We start from the raw sequence: 18,644 nt of genomic DNA, 5'->3' as shown, positions 1-18,644 counted from the left end.
ACTCCAACTAAAAAGTAACAAAAGTGTACATAAAAATCTTATTGCAATAATTATTTTAAGACTTTCATAATATTACCGGGAGGACGTTGTGCTTCCAGCTCTTTTTTCATGAAGTCCATATAGGGGGCTATATGTTCGAAGAACTTGTAATAGCCATTACATAGATAATTTATTTCTTCGCCCGATTGAGTTTTTGAAATTCGGTTTTTAGGGCATTCGCCACGACAAGCAAACAAATACTTACATTGCTTACACTGAGATGACAAGGAAGCCGACTTTGCTAACCCAAATTCGGTTTGTTGCGTCGAATACATCATCTCTATCAATGTCTTGTCGTTTATATTACCCAACTTATATTGAGGATATACAAAGTGATCGCAAGAATACACATCACCATTAAATTCCATAACTCCGGCATGTCCGCAATTCTTAGCAAAGATACAAATTCCGGGGTCGACACCAACCCAATTGGCCAGTGCAGAATCGAAGTATTGAACAAAATAGATTCCGACATCTTTCCTTACCCACTCGTTGAATATAGCAATAAGAAAATCGCCCCATTTTTCGGGCGTAACACTCCATTGAGTCACATTCCCCTTGCTGTCTCTTTCCACAGCAGGAGAGAATTGGATGTAATGAGAATCGATATCTTTAAAAAACTGATAAAACTGTAGCGGATGGTTGATATTAAAGTCATTTACAACTCCCATTATATTGTATTCCACTCCATGCTTCTTTAGAAGATTGATCCCCCCCACAACACGATCGAATGTCGGACGCCTATCTTTTGTTGTTCTGTATTTGTCATGGAAGGGCTTAGCCCCATCAATGGAAATGCCGATCAGGAAGTTTTTTTCTCTAAAAAATTCACACCATTCATCGTTCAACAGCGTGCCGTTCGTTTGCAGAGTATTCGATATCTGTTTCCCTTTAGCATATTTACGTTGCAACTCCAGTGCTTTCTTATAAAACGAGATGTCACGCATCAAAGGTTCGCCCCCATGCCATGTAAAAAGTATCGGCTGCATGGTTTGTGCCTCGATGTATTGAGAGACAAACCGTTCCAGAAGATCGTCACTCATTATTGTCTTATTATCCTTGTCGGGATACAGCTCCTTCTTCTCCAGATAATAGCAATAAGTGCACCCTAGATTACAAACAGCTCCTATTGGCTTGAGCATCACATACAGTGGCTTTGCAAAAGGAGCATACGTTTTCGAAGACATCCGGTCTGGTTTTAGATTGTGATATTATTTCTAGTTGATAATAGACGGACGGAAAGAGTTTTTCACTCACTTAAAATTCATCTACCTTGAGTTTCTTTCTATAATTATCGAGAGTAGTCTGTAACTCCTTCGTTATTTCTTCATACCCTTCTTTTCCGTAGAGATTATGTAATTCAGTCGGATCATTTTGCAAGTCAAACAACTCGTTACAATTAATATCTTCATCATTGCCTATTTCGCCTTTACCGTAAAAATGAATCAGCTTATACCTTTCTGTCCTCACACCATCATGACGGCGTACATTGTGAATCGCAGGATAGTCATAATAGTGATAATATAAGTCTTTTCTCCAATTTTTAGGAGTCTTGCCGTCAAACAATCCTTCAAGAGAAACTCCGCTCATTTCTGTGGGTTTCTCTATTCCGGCTAATGACAAGTAAGTAGGAGCAAAGTCTATATTCTGCACCAAAGCATCGGTTTTCGTCCCTGACATTATGGCTTTGGGATAACGTATTATCAGCGGTGTTCTGAACGATTCTTCGTACATAAAACGCTTATCAAACCACCCATGTTCTCCCATATAAAAACCTTGATCGGAGGTGTACACAATAATTGTATTATCCATCAAACCCTCTTTTTCGAGGTAATCAATCAAGCGTCCGACTTCATCGTCAATCGATTTTATACAGCGAAGATAGTCTCTCATATAACGTTGAAATTTCCAATCGAGCAGCGCATCGCCGGACAGGTTACTGTTAATGAATTCCATATTCTTAGGATGATAGGCCTTCTCCCAAGCTTCACGCTGAGCGGGAGTCATTTGATCCATCGCTTGTTGCAATCCACCGTCACTCCATTCCTTATTATAGGGTGGTGTATTCTTCAATTCATTTAGTTTCAAATCATAAATAAATGTCATCGTCTTATCGATAGTCATATCCTGAGTGCGGGCAGCAGAGCAACGGCTTTCGTAATCGTCATAGAATGTTTCAGGTTTAGGGAATTCCACATCTTCGTACAAGTCATAATACTTCGCTTCGGGCATCCAGTTTCTGTGTGGAGCTTTATGATGTACCAACAGGGCAAAAGGTTTGCTCTTATCTCTGTTTTTAAGAAAGTCTATCGAATGAGTTGTAATCAGGTTGGTTGCATACCCCTCTTCGCGTATGTATTTGCCGTGAGAGTCTTTCGTTTTGAAGCTCGGATTATAATAATCTCCCTGATCGTTGAGCACGCAATAATAATCAAATCCTTTTGGTTCGCATTGCATATGCCATTTACCTACAACTCCTGTTTGATATCCTGCCTGCGTAAGTAATTCAGAAAAAAAGATTTTGGTTGTATCTATACCTGCACCGAGCTGACGTTGCCCATTCTGATGGCTATACAAGCCTGTCATAAGACATGCCCGGCTAGGGGTAGACAATGAGTTTTCGACAAAAGCTTGCTGAAACAGCATGCCTTCGTTCGCTAATCGGTCTATATTGGGTGTAGGAGCCAACTTGGAGATAGGATGCCCGTATGCACTGATTGTCTGAAACGAATGATCGTCCGTCATTATATGAATAATATTGGGACGGGATTGAGGTGCATCACTCTGTTTATTTTGGCTATAACTATATGGGCTGAGTATTGACGCAGGAATAATTACTAAAGTAAACCTCTTTAAATCTATCATGGAATATCAGGTGTTTGGGTTAAAACAATACTCTAAAATTAATAAAAATAAATTGAATGATAAAACAAAAGTAACACACCTCAGGCTGTTACTTTTATATTACTTTCCTTACATCTAATGTTACACTTACTGAAAGATAGAAAATTGCTGGTTCAAGAAGCGAAAAAAGAATCATCACTTATTACTGATACCCATATTCTAGAAGCAATGTTTCTATTTTTTTCCACAGTTGCCCATTTTCGTTAATCTCAATAACGTGGCTATGCGACTTGTCGAAACGTGAAGTTAAAATGAATTCATCATCCTCTCCCGCCAGATCAGCCATAAAACTATGAGTCAATGCCATTTTAGGATAATTGTCACGAAACAGCATTTTTGTTTTGTGATGAGAATGATTTAAATAAACTCCCAAAATAAACTCGACACGCTGATTGAGGCTCAAGGGATATGTTCCCAATGATGGTTTGTAAAGCGTATTGAAGAGTATCTTCTCATCTTCATATTTTAAAGACTGCAAGCAGTTGCAAATATTGTTGGAAGAGAAAGTGATTGTAGTCTCTTTACTTTCATCGTCAGTTTCTGTTTTTACATCTAAGTCTTCTTTTACATTCACCTCTCTGAACAAGCTTTGACACAATTTCTTGAAATTATCAATTCTAATTTGTTCGGGTAAATCATCCGGTTTTAATGTAAATATCTGGACAATATTTTTATTGTAGTTAAAACTTCCGGGTTGCTTACTAAACACAAATCCAAAGATGCGATAAGCACTTGGAGGATATTTTGAGAAATTCCACTGTTCCTGATATTCTTTCGAAAGGTAGCTCATCCTGTTTGTTTATTTTTATTGAAATGCTCTAAATGATGTATATTTATATAATATACAATAGGGGGTTTTTACTTTTCTATTTCCTTTTTGTAAAATCCATGCCAATTAATAAAAACAAATATAATTGTTTTTTAGCAGACCGAAAAATAAGGGATTTTTAATCGAGTGTAATGTGCTTTACTTCTATCTCTTTGTTCAGAAAAATAGTTGCCGCACCTGAAAACTTTTCGGAAGATTCGGTTGTAAAATAATGCGTCTCTCCGTTTTTGGTACATGCCTCATCCATCTCGGGATGCCGTCGCAGATAATCTTTGAGGCTATGGGCAATGTATTCTCCCTGAGGCAAGGCGGTTACCTCCTCAGGTAGGATTTTCTTTATCTTATTCAGCAACAACGGGTAATGCGTGCAACCGAGAATAAGTGTATCTATATCGGGATCTTTAGCTAAAATATTATCGAGATTTTTTTTCACAAAGTAGTCTGCTCCTTCACTTTCGTATTCGTTATTTTCTACCAAAGGAACCCACATAGGGCAAGCCTCACCGGTTACTTTTATATCGGGAAACAGTTTGTTTATCTCTATCGGGTACGACTGCGATTGTATAGTGCCCACTGTACCCAATACTCCTACATGCCTGCTGCGTGTTATCTGTCCAATGATCTCGGCTGTAGGGCGTATAATACCCAACACCCTCTTATCGGGATTCATATTTGGCAGATCTTTTTGCTGAATGGTACGCAAAGCTTTTGCCGATGCTGTATTACAGGCAAGGATAACAAGGTTACACCCCATATCGAACAATGCCGTTACAGCCTGCTTGGTAAACTCATAGACTACCTCAAACGATCGAGCGCCATAAGGTGCACGTGAATTATCGCCAAGATAGCAATAATCGTATTCGGGCATAAGAGCTTGTATCTCCGATAGTATCGTGAGACCTCCATATCCTGAATCAAATACACCAATAGGTCCGGGTTTAAGCATCATCTTTTTGTTTCTGCAAAGATAAATACAATATTGAAGTTATTTGATTAATCTTGATATTAAAAATTAAATCGGGAGTTGTATCATTCCTCTATCTTTCTTTCGGATTTATAATCCGGAAGGATGGTAGTATATTTATCATGATTCTATTTGCGGATTACAAATCCTACTAATATATACTTTCGGATTGCAAATCCGAAAGGACGATCGTATACTTTCGGATTACAAATCCGAAAGGACGAAAGAGATAACATATCTAGTTATAAAATCAGGAAAAAATAATTATTTTCACCCTTCGTTACAGAGGATTTGTAATCACCTGCCTTTTATTATAAGGATTTGCAATCCGAAAAAAAACTAAACAATAATAACATTTAGCAGACCCTTCCCGCCTGCATAATCTATAGCTGAACTATACTTATACTCCTCCGGCTTATCAACAATTTCGGCTATCACCGGATTTTGGTGAATATAATTCAATTTTTGTACTAAATAATCATACATATAAATAGGTTGCATATCGTTTCCATCTTGCCAAAAATGATAATTCTTAATCTTCTTATCGTTTCGTGCAGCGTACTCAAAACGGTTTAACATCCATTCGCGACGCGACTCCTGAATGTCGCTTTCTAACGAACTAATAATTTCCTTATTTGTATGTTTCTTAAAATCGCGCAGAATGTCACTCATCGTATTTTCCCCTTCTGCACTTACACTCATATGCAAATGATTACTCATTAATACCCAGGCATATATTAATAAACCCTTGTTTTGTTGGCAATATTGCAATGACTCTATTATGATATGTTTATATCGTGGACGAGTAAAGATATCAACCCAATCGACAACTGTAGTTGTTGTAAAATATATATCTTGTGCTATTCGGTTTTGTATATTTATCATGATTCTATTGCGGATTGCAAATCCTGCTAATATATACTTTCGGATTGCAAATCCGAAAGGACGATCGGACGGTAAAATTGGAGAGGAACAAATCTTCTCTTTACTTTTTAATCTTTATCGGGATATAGATATCCTCTTCAGATTCAGGATCATTATTTTTATATTTCTCACCCAACACTTCAAAATGAGGTCTGTTATTATCTAAGAGATATTCAGATTGGGGTAGCCACTCATTAAAAATATATCCAAAGACACGTGTATCTGTACTCAACCCCTTATAATGAATCAGGGCATAAAGTCCTCCTTGTATAGTATAACTTTCCATATTCTGAGGAATATCTTCAACCAGTGAAACCTCTACAGCAGCCCACTTTCTAAAATTTATATTTGGAGAAAAATCAAAAGAAACTGGATAAATTTGCATAGAGATTAAATCAGAATTTATTATACGTTTAATTTCATGCTTTCGAGGCATAAAACTTCTCCACAAATTTGCGGTCAAGTTATTAGCATAAGACATTTCTAAAGATAATCCTACTAATTTTCGTTCGTTTAACTCTATTATTTTAACATTCAAATTTTTCATTATATTTCTATCTTTATCGAATGTAATTAATACTTTCGTTGCAGGGGATTTGTAATCACCTGCGTTCTACTATAAGGATTTGCAATCCGAAAGATTAAGTCATGAGGGATTTGCAATCACCTATTCTAATACTATGCCAACTCGCTCAACTCCAGCCAACGCATTGTTTTCTCTTCTATCTCCTCCATCAGTTGACTGATACGATTCGATTTCTGCAATAATTCATCAGTGGATAATGTACCGCTGGATAATTCATTTTCAAGGTTCGCTTTCTCTTCTTCTAGTTGCGGTATCAGCGCATCGAGTTCTTCAAACTCACGCTTTTCTTTGAACGAAAGCTTTTTCTTTTCGTCATTCTTAGGCTGCGCCTGTTGCACCTTTTCTTCTTTAGGCTTCGCAGCTTGTTCCTTTTCTTTTTCAAGAAGCTCCTGCACCTCTTTCCACTCACGGTACTGAGTATAGTTGCCTGGGAAATCCTTTATACGTGCGCTTCCCTGAAAAGCAAGCAAGTGATCTACCACTTTATCCATAAAATAACGGTCGTGCGATACCACAATCACACAACCTTTGAACTGTTGAAGGTATTCTTCGAGAATATTGAGCGTAACGATATCCAAATCGTTGGTAGGCTCATCCAATACCAAGAAGTTAGGGTTGGTTATCAAGACTGTACAGAGATACAGACGACGTTTTTCTCCTCCCGAAAGTTTATAGACAAAATTGTGCTGTTTTTCGGGTGGAAAGAGAAAATGTTGTAGAAATTGTGATGCTGTCAGCCTGCTGCCATTGCCCAAATCTATCACCTCAGCTATATTCTGAACCACGTCAATAACCTTCATCTGTTCGTCAAACTTCAGTCCGTCCTGACTGTAGTAACCGAATTTTACAGTTTCGCCAATATCGAACCCTCCTTTGTCGGGAGCAACCTCCCCCATCAGCATTTTGATGAATGTAGATTTCCCCGTACCGTTATTTCCTACAATACCCAGTTTTTCGTATCGGGCAAACACATAATTAAAATCTTCGAGTATCTTAATATCTCCAAAGGATTTGTAAACATGCTGTGCTTCGAAAATCTTATTGCCGATATATGTACCTTTCATCTGTAATTGCACATTTCCGGCATCACGCACCTGCTGGGCTTTCTTTTCCAAGTCGTAGAATGCATCGATCCTCGACTTTGCCTTCGTAGCCCGGGCTTGCGGTTGACGACGCATCCACTCCAGCTCTTTACGCAAAATATTGTTTGCACGATCCAACTCGGCATTCTGAGCAGAAATACGCTCGTCTCGCTTTTCGAGATAGTACGAAAAATTTCCTTTATACTGATACAACTGTTGTTGATCTATCTCTATGATTTCGTTACATACACGATCGAGAAAATAGCGGTCGTGCGTTACCATCAACAGACTCAAACGTGAACGTTGAAGGTATTCTTCGAGCCACTCCACCATATCGAGGTCGAGGTGGTTGGTAGGCTCATCGAGAATAATAAGATCGGGTTCCGTAATCAGCACATTGGCGAGTGCCACACGCTTGAGCTGTCCTCCCGACAGCTGAGATATTTTTTGTTCGAAATCGGTAATTTTCAGTTGTCCCAAAATCTGCTTTGCACGATGCTCGTAGTCCCATGCCTGCAAAATATCCATCTTTTGCAAGATAGCATCAAGCCCCGAATGATCTTTCGAGTTGATTACCCTTTCGTATTCGGCAATGAGGTCTGTAACATCATTCCCCGAATGGAAACACGCTTCTAGCACCGTCAGATTCTCGGGATAGGTAGGATCTTGTTCAAGATAGGCAACACGCAAGTCGCGGCGAAAAACAACGGCTCCGCTATCGTAAGGTTCTTTTCCTGTGAGGATATTCAACAAGGTGGTCTTGCCCGACCCATTTTTTGCGATCAGCCCGATGCGTTCGCCTTCGGCTATACCGAATGATATATCACGAAACAAAACCAGATCACCAAAGCTTTTTGTAAGTCCTTCAACTTGCAGGAAAGAAGCCATATATATTTTGAGTTATAAATTGAAAACTATTTTTTTTAACCGAGATTGTATTTCTAATCATCGCAAAGGTAACCAAAAAAAGAACTGCCTGATATTATAAGTAACCTAAAACATTATCACCGCAGATCACCTCCACTCAGTCATACTGACGATAGGGAGTATCTTTTGTCTTTAACAAGTAAAATAAGACAAGAATATTTTCAAATCTCCGGTATAAAAAAAGTGATTTTTCCTTTAGGGTTTTTCTTTTCTCAACGATCATATTATGTATACGGTCATTTTAGTCTATCACTTTAAAGTATCGACAATCATCATGAAGACACAATTTCTTAGCAGCTTCGTCGCTATGTTTATTTTCGGAGTCATTCACCTGAATGCTCAATGCGATCACCAACATGATGGGCATATCTGTACAAAAGCTTATGCTGCAACAGATCCCTCCGCTCCTCTTACCCCTTACGAATTTGAACGCAGAAACCTCAACGATGATGATATTCTGATAGAGATACTGTATTCGGGTATCTGCCACTCAGATATACATACCGTTAAAGGCGACTGGGGGCAAGTAGCCTATCCGCTTGTTCCGGGACATGAGATTGTGGGCAAGGTAGTGAAAGCAGGCAAGAATGTTACTAAGTTCAAAGTCGGAGATTATGCAGGTGTGGGTTGTATGGTCAACTCGTGCGGAGAATGTTACTATTGCAAAGCGGGTGAAGAACAATATTGTACCAAAGGGGCTACTTATACCTACAGCAGCAAGGAAGGTGACGGATATACGCAAGGCGGATACTCAAACAACATCGTTGTCAGAGAAGCTTTTGCGATAACCATACCGAAAGGAGCTCCTCTCGAAAAAATAGCTCCTCTTCTATGTGCAGGTATTACTACCTATTCGCCTTTGAAATATAATAAGGTGAAGGCGGGCGATAAGGTTGCTGTTGCGGGCTTTGGAGGATTGGGACATATGGCTGTGCAATATGCCATTAAGATGGGAGCCGAAGTTACTGTTTTCGACATTACCGAAGATAAACGTGAGGCTGCCGCCAAACTGGGTGCGGTAAGATATGTAAACACAAAAAATGCAGACGAATCGAAAGGTCTGGAAGGTACATTCGATCTCATTTTGAGTACGATCCCTGCTTCGTTCAGCGTAGAATCGTATCTGTCGATGCTAAAAGTTGATGGTACAATGGTTCTGATTGGTGTTCCGGCTATCAAAGACATGCCATCTGTTCAAACGTGGGCTCTGCAAGGACGCAAGAAAATATATGGAACGTTGATCGGCGGCATACGCGAGACACAGGAAATGATGGATTACTCGGTCGCTAACAACATTTACCCGATGGTAGAGATTATACCGATACAGCAAGTAAATGAAGCATACAAAAATGTACTGGCCGGAAAAGTTCAATTCCGTTACGTTATAGACATATCATCTTTGAGATAAGAGTTTTGCTGAATTCAATAAGCTATTTATGCTTGGAGGCTGATAAGGATTTTTCATCCTATCGGCCTTTTTCTATAATGAAGCAAACAGCTGGTGCAATATCGGTATCAGCAATGCAGTCATTACCCCCATCAAACCGATGGCAAGCCCGCTCAATGCGCCTTCTATCATCCCCATTTCCATTGCTTTGGCCGTGCCTACTCCGTGTGAAGAAGCTCCCATAGCCAAGCCTCTGGCAACACTGCTTTTGATACCAAGCAAACGTAATATAGGTGGTCCGATAATACTTCCGAATATACCGCAGAAAAGCACAATCACCGCCGTAAGTGATACATTACCGCCCGACTGTTCGGCAATACTCATCGCAATGGGTGTAGTCACCGATTTGGGTTCGAGAGAATGGATAAGCATCTGATCGGCTCCTGTTATTCTCGCTAATAGTACCACACTGAGTATCCCCACAATGCTACCCATAAAGATAGAAGTAAGGATGGATATTACATTGCCCTTGAGGTACGCCAACTGCTCGTATAGGATATAGCCTAACGCCACAACGGAAGGCCCGAGCATGAAGCTAACAAACCGACTGCTCTCTTCAAAAGTCCGGTAATCGATACCTGTCACCTTCAAGAATACTATAATAATAGCAATGGCAACAATCATAGGATGCAACAAAGCGATGCGTGTCTTCTTAAAAACCCATTGTCCGAACAGGTAGCTGCCAAAAACAAGGAGAAGCGTAAATTCTGTGGATTCAAATAGTGCTCTCATTTTCTTCTTTGTTCCATTTGTTGTTGAACAATAGCGACAACCACAATAACCAATACCGTACTCACCGAACAAACGATGAGTATAGACATCCAGAATTTACTGATCACACCATACGCACCCAATAAGCCTGCTCCGGCAGGAATAAAGAATATTGCCATGTTGCGGGTAAACACATTTGCTACGTCTTTTACATTGTCGGGAGAGATAGCCTTGAAGTAAAGACTGAGGAATAATAAAATCATTCCGATGATATTCCCGGGAACGAATCCTTGAATAAGATAACTGATTCCTTGTCCCAAGAAATAAAACAGGAGAATGATAAAGATACCTTTTATCATTTTCATAACGATAACCTTCTAATTAACTCGGGTACAAAGTTAGATGTTTTTTATTGATAAGCTATCAGACCTTACTTTAATTTTTCAGACAGAGTAAACTCCCTAAGTATTATTTAACTATGTAGATTTCAAAGTCATTTCAAAGGCTGTAAATATTTATCAAAAACGCTTTTATTTAGAAAAAACAAACCTAAAAGCACAAATATTTGTGAACTTTATATTATGTTTGTGCGTTTGTTTGTTAAAAGGGATTTAAAAAGGACACAATAATAACATTAAATAAAAAATTAAAACCAGAACAAATTTTTTAACCGTAGCACATTACAATCTGAAAAAAATAATCAAATCTTAATTTTAAATATTTAAAGTATATTTTATTGTATAATAATTTATTAAATAATTGTATATGAAAAAAGTATTATTCGTTTTTATGTTTGCCTTATTGGCAATCGGAGTGCAAGCACAACAAGGGTCGAAAGCTATTATGCCCAAGTTAGGTTACCAAACAGAATTTGAACGTCTAGGCTTAGGGGTCGAAGGTCGTTATTTTCTAACAAACAATATCCGCATCGCTCCGGGGTTAACATTCCTTGTTCCAAATAATAATATTACAGGATTGGATGTTGACATCAATGTGCATTACGTATTTCCTATAGAAGGTGTACAGGGACTAGCTCTTTATCCTTTTGTGGGTGGAGCAATGTTGAATAACCGTATTTCAGTTAGTGGAGTAAGTGCTAGTGATACTAGTTTCGGTATCAATATTGGAGCGGGTGGACAATATGATATTACAGATAATGGATATCTAAACTTCGAGTTTAAATATACATTTGTAGAACATCAAGACCCTGCGTATTTCATGCTTGGTTATGGAATCAGATTCTAAATATCTATAAATAATAAAAAAGGGAGAATAAAGATTCTCCCTTTTTTTTGTCTATTATTTAACCCTCTACTCTTCAAACATCTCTAACGAAAAGTTCTCCCCATCGTATACGCCATAAGAGAAAAACTTAATCCAATCGCCCAATATCACGACCCTGCCGGTAGCAGAGATCATCAGATCGAGCATTATATGCCGATGTCCGAAGATGAAGAAGTTGATATTCGGAGCCAGTTTCAAATGATTTTTGGCATAGACCACCAAGTGTTCTTTATCTTCACCAAAATAGTCCGGCATCTCGTCGTTCTCACGATTGTGGTTCGACCACCATTGCGCAAAGCCTACTGTCCAACGGGGATGAATAGCGGCATAAGCTTTTCTGCATATTTTGCTATGGAAAACAGACCGCAGGATTTTAAATGATGCGGAATCATCTCCTAAGCCATCTCCATGTGCCAGAAAAAACTTTTTGCCGAATATTTCTTTCACCAAAGGCTGAACATGAACAATCATACCACACTCTTTCTGTAAATAGTCGGTCACCCAAATATCGTGATTGCCGATAAAGAAATGCACCTCTATCCCCATATCTGTAAGCTCGGCTACTTTGCCCAAGAAGCGGACAAATCCACGCGGAACCACATTCCGGTACTCGAACCAGTAGTCGAAGATATCACCCAACAGATAAACAGCCTGTGCATCTTGCTTTACCATATCAAGCCAACGACACAGCTTGCGCTCCACCTCATGTTGTGGGAAATAACTTTCTTTGATTTTTACAGATGGCAATGTCATCATCTGTTGCTTATCCATTTTTTTCTTATGAAAAGCTGAACCCAAATGGGCATCGGATAAAAAATAAACTTTCTTTCCCACCGCCTGTGTTTTATAAAAATCCTAACTCAAGTTTTGCCTCTTCGCTAAGCATATCTTTGTTCCACTCGGGCTCGAAAGTAAGATCTACGATCACATTATTGACTCCCGCAACCGACTGCACTTTATATCTTACATCTTCGAGTATAAAATCGGCTGCCGGACAGTTTGGAGCTGTCAGCGTCATTGTGATGGTTACATTTTTATCATCGTCTATATCCACTTCGTAGATTAGTCCGAGATCGTAAACATTGACTGGTATTTCCGGGTCGTAAACAGTCTTCAACATGTTTACTATTTTGCTTTCTAATTGTAATAAATCACTCATAATTCATTTTTTGTATGTGAGTTATAAACATTCTTTGGCATATAATGTTTACAATCACCCTCTGTTAGAGGTACAAAAATAATGAAAAAAGATGATTATACGAACATCGCCCGGTTCAAGTCGTATGCAAAATTAGCAACCCAAGAGCCAAAAGATGGTGCTTGCCTGAATCGACCGGTATCATCGTGCCATATACGAATTATCTGACCCCGCGATCCCCTGTTTGCAGGAGCCATATCTAAACACAAGTGATTGCCCAAACCGTCGTCGGTAAAAGGTATCCACGAGCGACTATGCCACACTTCTTGTACGCCATCGTCTGCATTTGCCATCGCATCATCAAAGGCTCCGACAGTAGCCAGACGTTGCCAGATTACCCATTCTTCTACAATACGTTCAAGACTCATCAACTCTTCACCGTTAACGATACCATACGCATTGGGTATCTGCCCGTTATGTATTTTATAAAATTCGAGAAAATCGATGGGTAACTTTACACCAAGCACAGACTCGGCCCAGCCTATCTGTTCTTGCGTTGCCCCGGGTAGTAATACTGCATCAGGTTTCACGCCTCGTTTCAATAAATAGCTCTCTATACGAGGCCAACTTTGCTCTACAATTGAGTTTTGTGTAATAGCGGTTTTCATCTTTATACTTATTTTGCTCTTCTATAATCTCCCAGTATCCATATAGCTGTAATATGAGTTGTCACAAACAATAATATGATCGAGCAGGCGGATATCCATAATATGTCCTGCTTCTTTGAGCCGCTTTGTAATCTGATCATCATCGTCGCTCGGTTGAGTGTTTCCCGAGGGATGATTATGACACAGTACCATAGCCGAGGCTAAGGATTGGATACCTTCTTTCATTATCAGACGGATATCCACTACTGTTGCGGTCAAACCACCTTTACTTATCTGTATATTTTTCACCACTTTATTAGCCCGGTTAAGGAACAAAACCCATACTTCTTCATGCTTTAGGTCTGCTAATATCGGATGAAATATATCATACACATCTTTACTGGACGTAATTTGCGGACTGACAAGGGCTTCAGACAATTTCCTTCTTTTTCCCAATTCCAGTGCCGCCACTATTGTTATTGCTTTCGCTTCTCCTATTCCTTTAAAATCCTTTATAAGGTCTTTTATTTCCAATTTACCCAGAGTGTTCAGGTTATTGGAAACGCTATGTAAAATCCGTTGGGACAGCTCAACCGCTGTTTCGCTTTTATTGCCCGAACCGATCAGTATACCTAGCAATTCAGCATCAGAAAGTGCCGATACCCCTTTTAACAACATCTTTTCGCGGGGTCGGTCTTCTTCAGCCCAATCCTTAATGTTTAGTTTCGTATTAAGTTTCATGTAGGTTATTTGTCTCCTAGATCCATTCAACTTCAAAAATATACATAAAATTTGAATATAAAATATTTTTCATAAAAAAAATAAGGTCAGTTTTGAAAACTGACCTTATCCCCTATAAAACTAATAATTACTATGCTTTTACTCTTTCTACATACGAGCCGTCGGCTGTATTAATTTTAATTTTGTCTCCTTCGTTTATAAAGAGTGGAACACGCACCTCAGCCCCTGTTTCTACAGTAGCCGGCTTTAACGTATTGGTTGCAGTATCGCCTTTGAGTCCGGGTTCGGTATACGTTACCAAAAGTACAACGTTCTGAGGCATTTCGGCTGTCAATACAGTTTCTGTTTCGGCATGAACCTGTATCTCTACCATATCTCCTTCTTTAAGAAAAGCCACCCCGGCTATCATATCCCCTGCAAGTGATATTTGTTCGAAAGTTTCGGTATTCATAAAGTTATACCCCATATCGTCCTGGTAAAGGAATTGATACGGACGTCTTTCGATACGCACTTCATCCAGCTTCACTCCGGCATTGAATGTTCTTTCAAGAACGCGTCCGGTAGTTACACTCCTCATTTTTGTACGTACAAATGCGGCACCTTTACCCGGTTTCACATGAAGGAATTCGATTATTACATAATATTGTCCATCGATATCGATGCACATACCGTTTCTTATATCTGCAGTAGTTGCCATTGATTGTATTTTATTGTTATTATTTTTTTCGAGTTGCAAAGATAATAAATTACATTTATCAGCCAACAGTTATCAGTTAACAAACAACTTAGAACTTATTACTTTACAAATCCCCTGTTCTTCAACAGATAAATCGGATTAGGTTCTGCGCCCCTGAACTTTTTGTACAATACCATTGGCTCTTCCGATCCGCCTTTCGACAATACGTTTTCACGGAACGATTTTGCAGTTTCCTGATCAAAAATATTTCCTTTTTCTACAAAAGCCTGGAATGCGTCAGAGTCCAAAACTTCAGACCACAAGTAGCTGTAATATCCCGAAGAATAACCTCCGCTGAATACATGTTGGAAATACGTGCTTCTGTATCGAGGTATTATTTCGGAGATCAAGCCGATTTCTTTCATTGCATCTGCCTCAAATTTATCTACGTTCAGTTTTTCAAGACCTTCGCCATGTTTAGGGTCAAAGTTTGGAGAAGAAGCGGTCAGGGTATGCCATTTCATATCCAGAATTGCAGCAGCCACAAGTTCAGTGGTAGCAAATCCTTGATTGAAGTAACCCGCATTCTGAATCTTTTGTATCAACTCGGCAGGAATAGTTTCACCTGTTTCATAATGCTTTGCATACATCTTCAACACTTCCGGTTCAAATGCCCAGTGCTCCATGATCTGAGAAGGCAGCTCTACAAAGTCGCGAACAACCGATGTACCCGACACGCCGTTGTAAGTACATTTAGATAACAATCCGTGCAATCCATGTCCGAATTCGTGGAACATCGTTTCCACCTGATCGAGAGTCAACAGTGCCGGCTTGCCATCTGTTGGAGGATTGTAGTTACCCACATTGTAGATCAATGGATAAACAAACTCACCTTTATATACTTCCTGTTTGCGGAAGCTGCTCATCCATGCTCCCGGACGCTTACCCTGACGTGCAAAATCGTCGAAATAAATGATTCCGATAAATGAACCGTCAGCATCACTTACCTCATATGCTTTTACGTCTTGCTGATATACAGGTATATCTGTTTTCGGCTTGAATGTAATGCCATATAGTTTGTTTGCCACAGCAAATACACCTTCACGCACATTATCCGCTTTGAAGTAAGGTTTCAAAGCCTCTTCATCCAATGCGTATTTTTCTTTACGAAGCTTTTCGGCATAGTACCACCAGTCCCATGATTCTATTTTGATATCATGTCCTTCTTTCTTGGCAATAGCCTGAAGTTCGGCAGCCTCTTTTTGAGCTTGCGGCAAAGCATACTTCCATATATTGTTTAGCAGCCCCATCACATTTTCAGGAGTCTTAGCCATTGTTTCTTCGAGCACATAGTCGGCGTGTGATTTATAGCCTAGCATATTTGCTTTTTCGAGTCTGAGGCTAACTATCTTCTTGATGTTTTCTTTGTTGTCGAATTCATTTCCGTTATCACAACGCATATACATCGCCTTATATAGTTTTTCGCGAAGCGCGCGATTGTCGGCATATTGCAAAAACGGCTCCCAGCTTGGTTTGCTCAGACCAAACACCCATTTACCTTCCAGCCCTTTGTCTTTTGCTGTTTTAGCTGCAGCGGCAATCACATCCTCAGGAAGTCCCGAGAGATCTTCTTTTTTGTCTATTACCAATTGGTAGCTATCTGTCTCTTTCAACAGGTTCTGATTAAAATTAAGCGATGCGTTGCTCAATTCTTTGTTGATCTCACGCAAACGTGCTTGCTTCGAACCATCGAGCAGGATACCCGAACGGACAAAGCCTTTGTATGTTTTATCCAACAACATCTTTTGCTCTGTTGTCAGGGTCTTTACTTGCAGGCTATCGTCGTACACGGTTTTGATACGTGCAAAAAGCTTTTCGTTGAAGTTGATATTATCATAGTGCTCGGTACGTAAAGGCGTAATCTCTTTTTCTATGTTCTGATACACAGAATCGGACATTGTACCCGTCATTACAGAAAATACAGAACCTACCCGATCAAGCATCCGGCCCGACTCGTCCAAAGCCACTACTGTATTTTGGAAAGTAGGTGCTTCGGGGTTATTGATGATAGAATCAATCTCGGCATTATGACGCTTCATTGCTTCTTCGAAAGCAGGCATAAAATGTTCTGCTTTTATTTTATCAAAAGGAGGAACCCCTTCCGGAGTGTCGAATTCGGAAAAGAAAGGATTATCTTTCCCATCCTTATTGCTTGTAGTGTTACAAGAATAAACCATAATTAGAATACTAAAAATAAATAAAATTTTCTTCATACAAATAAGTTAATCGTGTGAATGATTAGATTTTATGACAAAAGTAAGTAAAAATAACGTTAAGGAGAAACATTTAATCGGCTTCCACAATAAAAAACAGCGGAATTAACAGATAATCCGATTAATTTTCTTAAACTTGTATGGTTTATAAAATTTAAGAATCCATGAACAAACTTCTAAGTAGCCGAAACCTTATTTGCACATTTCTGCTAATTAGCATTTTTTCATTCACCCGATGTGCAGGCAGTATAGAAAGCAAGTTGCAGGCAATAGCTGCCGAGACAAACAAAGATTGTCCTAAGACATTGGATCAGTGGACTCGCCTAGATAAATGCGTTGCTGTAGGTAGTAGTAATTTTGAGTATCATCTTACCATACTACAAGTGGTGATAAGTGATACCACTACTTTCAAAACACAATTGAAGCCGCAGCTTTTGGAGGTATTGAAAACAAATCCCGACTTAAAAATATTCAGAGATAACGGTATTACCGTAAAGTATATATACAACGACCAAAATGGGAAGTATATATTTTCTACAATCATAACACCTCAGGAGTATAAGCAATAAAAAGAATTACAAAATAAAATATGGAAGACAAACAACGCATGTTTCAAAATCCCTTTTCTGCAAAAGGACGTATCCGCAGATTAGAATATGGACTTAGTTATCTTATTTATGTAGCATACTATTATACGATTGTCCTCATTCTTACCTTGTCTGGAATACTTGAGGATGTAAACTGGAGTTTTCTTATCATTTTCCTTCTTTTGATACCAGCCTATTGGTTTTTGATTGCACAAGGAGCGAAAAGATGTCACGACAGAGGTAATAGCGGATGGTTTCAGCTCGTCCCTTTCTATGCTTTTTGGATGCTTTTTGCAGGAAGTGATTATGGCGAAAATGAATATGGGTTTAATCCCAAAGGCGAAGGCAACGAAAGTGTAGAAGATATGATAGACAATATAGGAGTACCCGAACAGGAGTAAAAGAAGATAAAAAAATGATATTAGACAAATTAGAAAACTCAGGAAAATACGAACATCTACACCCGCTGTTTAAACAGGCATTCGACTATCTGAAATCGATTGATTTCTCGAAAGCTGAACCGACTAAAACAGAGCTAAAAGGCAAAGACCTTTTTGTTATGATAAGCGACAGCGACCTGAGAGCCGCCGACAATGCGAAGCCGGAGGCACACAACAAATATATAGATATACAACTGCCAATAAGCAGGCCTGAAACCTTCGGGTGGAAAGCTCACCAAGACCTGACGCATCCTATTGGCAACTTTGATGAAGAAAAAGACATTCAGTTCTTTGACGACAAAACTGAAACACAGATAACAGTCTTACCCGGCAACTTTCTTATATTCTTCCCAGAAGATGGGCATGCCCCTTGTATAGGCGAAGGACAGGTAAGAAAAGTAGTGGTAAAAATAAAAATATAAGTTCCTCCCCCACTTTGGGAGAC

Annotated in this window: 20 protein-coding genes; 5 read left to right on the top strand and 15 right to left on the bottom strand. The window is 39.2% G+C overall.

Annotation, left to right across the window (positions count from 1 at the left end; genetic code table 11):
• Positions 1 to 50: 50 nt before the first annotated feature.
• The 7 genes from E4T88_RS06995 to E4T88_RS06965 all read right to left on the bottom strand — a co-directional run bounded on the left by E4T88_RS06995 (position 51) and on the right by E4T88_RS06965 (position 8,216).
• Positions 51 to 1,226, bottom strand: coding sequence for an anaerobic sulfatase-maturation protein (locus E4T88_RS06995; RefSeq protein WP_135104751.1), 1,176 nt, complete (start codon positions 1,224 to 1,226; stop codon positions 51 to 53).
• Positions 1,227 to 1,296: 70 nt separating this feature from the next.
• Positions 1,297 to 2,904 carry a sulfatase family protein gene (locus tag E4T88_RS06990; protein WP_185146735.1) on the bottom strand — a complete coding sequence of 536 codons (1,608 nt, stop codon included), beginning with the start codon at positions 2,902 to 2,904 and terminating at the stop codon, positions 1,297 to 1,299.
• Positions 2,905 to 3,085: 181 nt separating this feature from the next.
• Positions 3,086 to 3,733 carry a hypothetical protein gene (locus tag E4T88_RS06985; RefSeq protein WP_135104750.1) on the bottom strand — a complete coding sequence of 216 codons (648 nt, stop codon included), beginning with the start codon at positions 3,731 to 3,733 and terminating at the stop codon, positions 3,086 to 3,088.
• Positions 3,734 to 3,890: 157 nt separating this feature from the next.
• Positions 3,891 to 4,718 (bottom strand): glutamate racemase, encoded by an 828-nt coding sequence (gene murI / locus E4T88_RS06980; protein ID WP_135105278.1) that lies wholly within the window; start codon positions 4,716 to 4,718, stop codon positions 3,891 to 3,893.
• A 357-nt stretch (positions 4,719 to 5,075) separates the two neighbouring features.
• On the bottom strand, positions 5,076 to 5,621 hold the full coding sequence (locus E4T88_RS06975) for an REP-associated tyrosine transposase (protein ID WP_228093794.1): 546 nt from the start codon (positions 5,619 to 5,621) through the stop codon (positions 5,076 to 5,078).
• A gap of 100 nt (positions 5,622 to 5,721) precedes the next feature.
• Entirely contained in the window at positions 5,722 to 6,207 is a 486-nt protein-coding gene (locus tag E4T88_RS06970) for a GyrI-like domain-containing protein (protein WP_135104749.1), read from the bottom strand.
• Positions 6,208 to 6,338: 131 nt separating this feature from the next.
• Complete coding sequence (locus E4T88_RS06965) at positions 6,339 to 8,216, bottom strand: ABC-F family ATP-binding cassette domain-containing protein (RefSeq protein ID WP_135104748.1); 1,878 nt, start codon at positions 8,214 to 8,216, stop codon at positions 6,339 to 6,341.
• Positions 8,217 to 8,529: 313 nt separating this feature from the next.
• On the opposite strand from E4T88_RS06965, the gene E4T88_RS06960 reads away from it, so the two are divergent.
• Positions 8,530 to 9,663 carry an NAD(P)-dependent alcohol dehydrogenase gene (locus E4T88_RS06960; protein ID WP_135104747.1) on the top strand — a complete coding sequence of 378 codons (1,134 nt, stop codon included), beginning with the start codon at positions 8,530 to 8,532 and terminating at the stop codon, positions 9,661 to 9,663.
• A gap of 72 nt (positions 9,664 to 9,735) precedes the next feature.
• Here the strand turns inward: E4T88_RS06960 and E4T88_RS06955 are convergent, their stop codons facing one another.
• Positions 9,736 to 10,434, bottom strand: a complete 699-nt coding sequence (locus E4T88_RS06955; RefSeq protein ID WP_135104746.1) for an LrgB family protein — start codon at positions 10,432 to 10,434, stop codon at positions 9,736 to 9,738.
• Complete coding sequence (locus E4T88_RS06950) at positions 10,431 to 10,778, bottom strand: CidA/LrgA family protein (RefSeq protein ID WP_135104745.1); 348 nt, start codon at positions 10,776 to 10,778, stop codon at positions 10,431 to 10,433. Before E4T88_RS06950 ends, E4T88_RS06955 begins: the two co-directional genes overlap by 4 nt.
• A gap of 400 nt (positions 10,779 to 11,178) precedes the next feature.
• Between E4T88_RS06950 and E4T88_RS06945 the strand changes: the two genes are divergently transcribed.
• Complete coding sequence (locus tag E4T88_RS06945; RefSeq protein WP_135104744.1) at positions 11,179 to 11,658, top strand: outer membrane beta-barrel protein; 480 nt, start codon at positions 11,179 to 11,181, stop codon at positions 11,656 to 11,658.
• Positions 11,659 to 11,724: 66 nt separating this feature from the next.
• Here the strand turns inward: E4T88_RS06945 and E4T88_RS06940 are convergent, their stop codons facing one another.
• The 6 genes from E4T88_RS06940 to E4T88_RS06915 form a co-directional block, all read right to left on the bottom strand.
• Positions 11,725 to 12,531, bottom strand: coding sequence for a UDP-2,3-diacylglucosamine diphosphatase (locus E4T88_RS06940; protein ID WP_135104743.1), 807 nt, complete (start codon positions 12,529 to 12,531; stop codon positions 11,725 to 11,727).
• A gap of 10 nt (positions 12,532 to 12,541) precedes the next feature.
• Positions 12,542 to 12,856, bottom strand: coding sequence for a metal-sulfur cluster assembly factor (locus E4T88_RS06935; RefSeq protein WP_006843372.1), 315 nt, complete (start codon positions 12,854 to 12,856; stop codon positions 12,542 to 12,544).
• Positions 12,857 to 12,951: 95 nt separating this feature from the next.
• Positions 12,952 to 13,503 (bottom strand): SMI1/KNR4 family protein, encoded by a 552-nt coding sequence (locus tag E4T88_RS06930; protein WP_135104742.1) that lies wholly within the window; start codon positions 13,501 to 13,503, stop codon positions 12,952 to 12,954.
• A gap of 21 nt (positions 13,504 to 13,524) precedes the next feature.
• Entirely contained in the window at positions 13,525 to 14,223 is a 699-nt protein-coding gene (radC, locus tag E4T88_RS06925; RefSeq protein WP_135104741.1) for a RadC family protein, read from the bottom strand.
• A gap of 130 nt (positions 14,224 to 14,353) precedes the next feature.
• On the bottom strand, positions 14,354 to 14,920 hold the full coding sequence (efp, locus tag E4T88_RS06920; protein WP_135104740.1) for an elongation factor P: 567 nt from the start codon (positions 14,918 to 14,920) through the stop codon (positions 14,354 to 14,356).
• Between the two features lie 98 nt (positions 14,921 to 15,018).
• Positions 15,019 to 17,172 carry a M3 family metallopeptidase gene (locus E4T88_RS06915; protein ID WP_135104739.1) on the bottom strand — a complete coding sequence of 718 codons (2,154 nt, stop codon included), beginning with the start codon at positions 17,170 to 17,172 and terminating at the stop codon, positions 15,019 to 15,021.
• A gap of 164 nt (positions 17,173 to 17,336) precedes the next feature.
• Between E4T88_RS06915 and E4T88_RS06910 the strand changes: the two genes are divergently transcribed.
• Genes E4T88_RS06910 through E4T88_RS06900 form a run of 3 tightly spaced genes read left to right on the top strand, consistent with a single transcriptional unit; the run spans position 17,337 to position 18,621 of the window.
• Complete coding sequence (locus E4T88_RS06910; protein WP_135104738.1) at positions 17,337 to 17,741, top strand: DUF8479 domain-containing protein; 405 nt, start codon at positions 17,337 to 17,339, stop codon at positions 17,739 to 17,741.
• 20 nt (positions 17,742 to 17,761) lie between these two features.
• On the top strand, positions 17,762 to 18,160 hold the full coding sequence (locus tag E4T88_RS06905; RefSeq protein WP_135104737.1) for a DUF805 domain-containing protein: 399 nt from the start codon (positions 17,762 to 17,764) through the stop codon (positions 18,158 to 18,160).
• A 14-nt stretch (positions 18,161 to 18,174) separates the two neighbouring features.
• Entirely contained in the window at positions 18,175 to 18,621 is a 447-nt protein-coding gene (locus E4T88_RS06900; RefSeq protein ID WP_135104736.1) for a NanQ anomerase/TabA/YiaL family protein, read from the top strand.
• The last annotated feature ends 23 nt before the right edge of the window (positions 18,622 to 18,644 follow it).

Origin of the sequence: Dysgonomonas mossii (genome assembly GCF_004569505.1) — a bacterium.
Taxonomy (GTDB): domain Bacteria; phylum Bacteroidota; class Bacteroidia; order Bacteroidales; family Dysgonomonadaceae; genus Dysgonomonas.
This window is presented reverse-complemented; position numbering and strand designations above follow the sequence as displayed.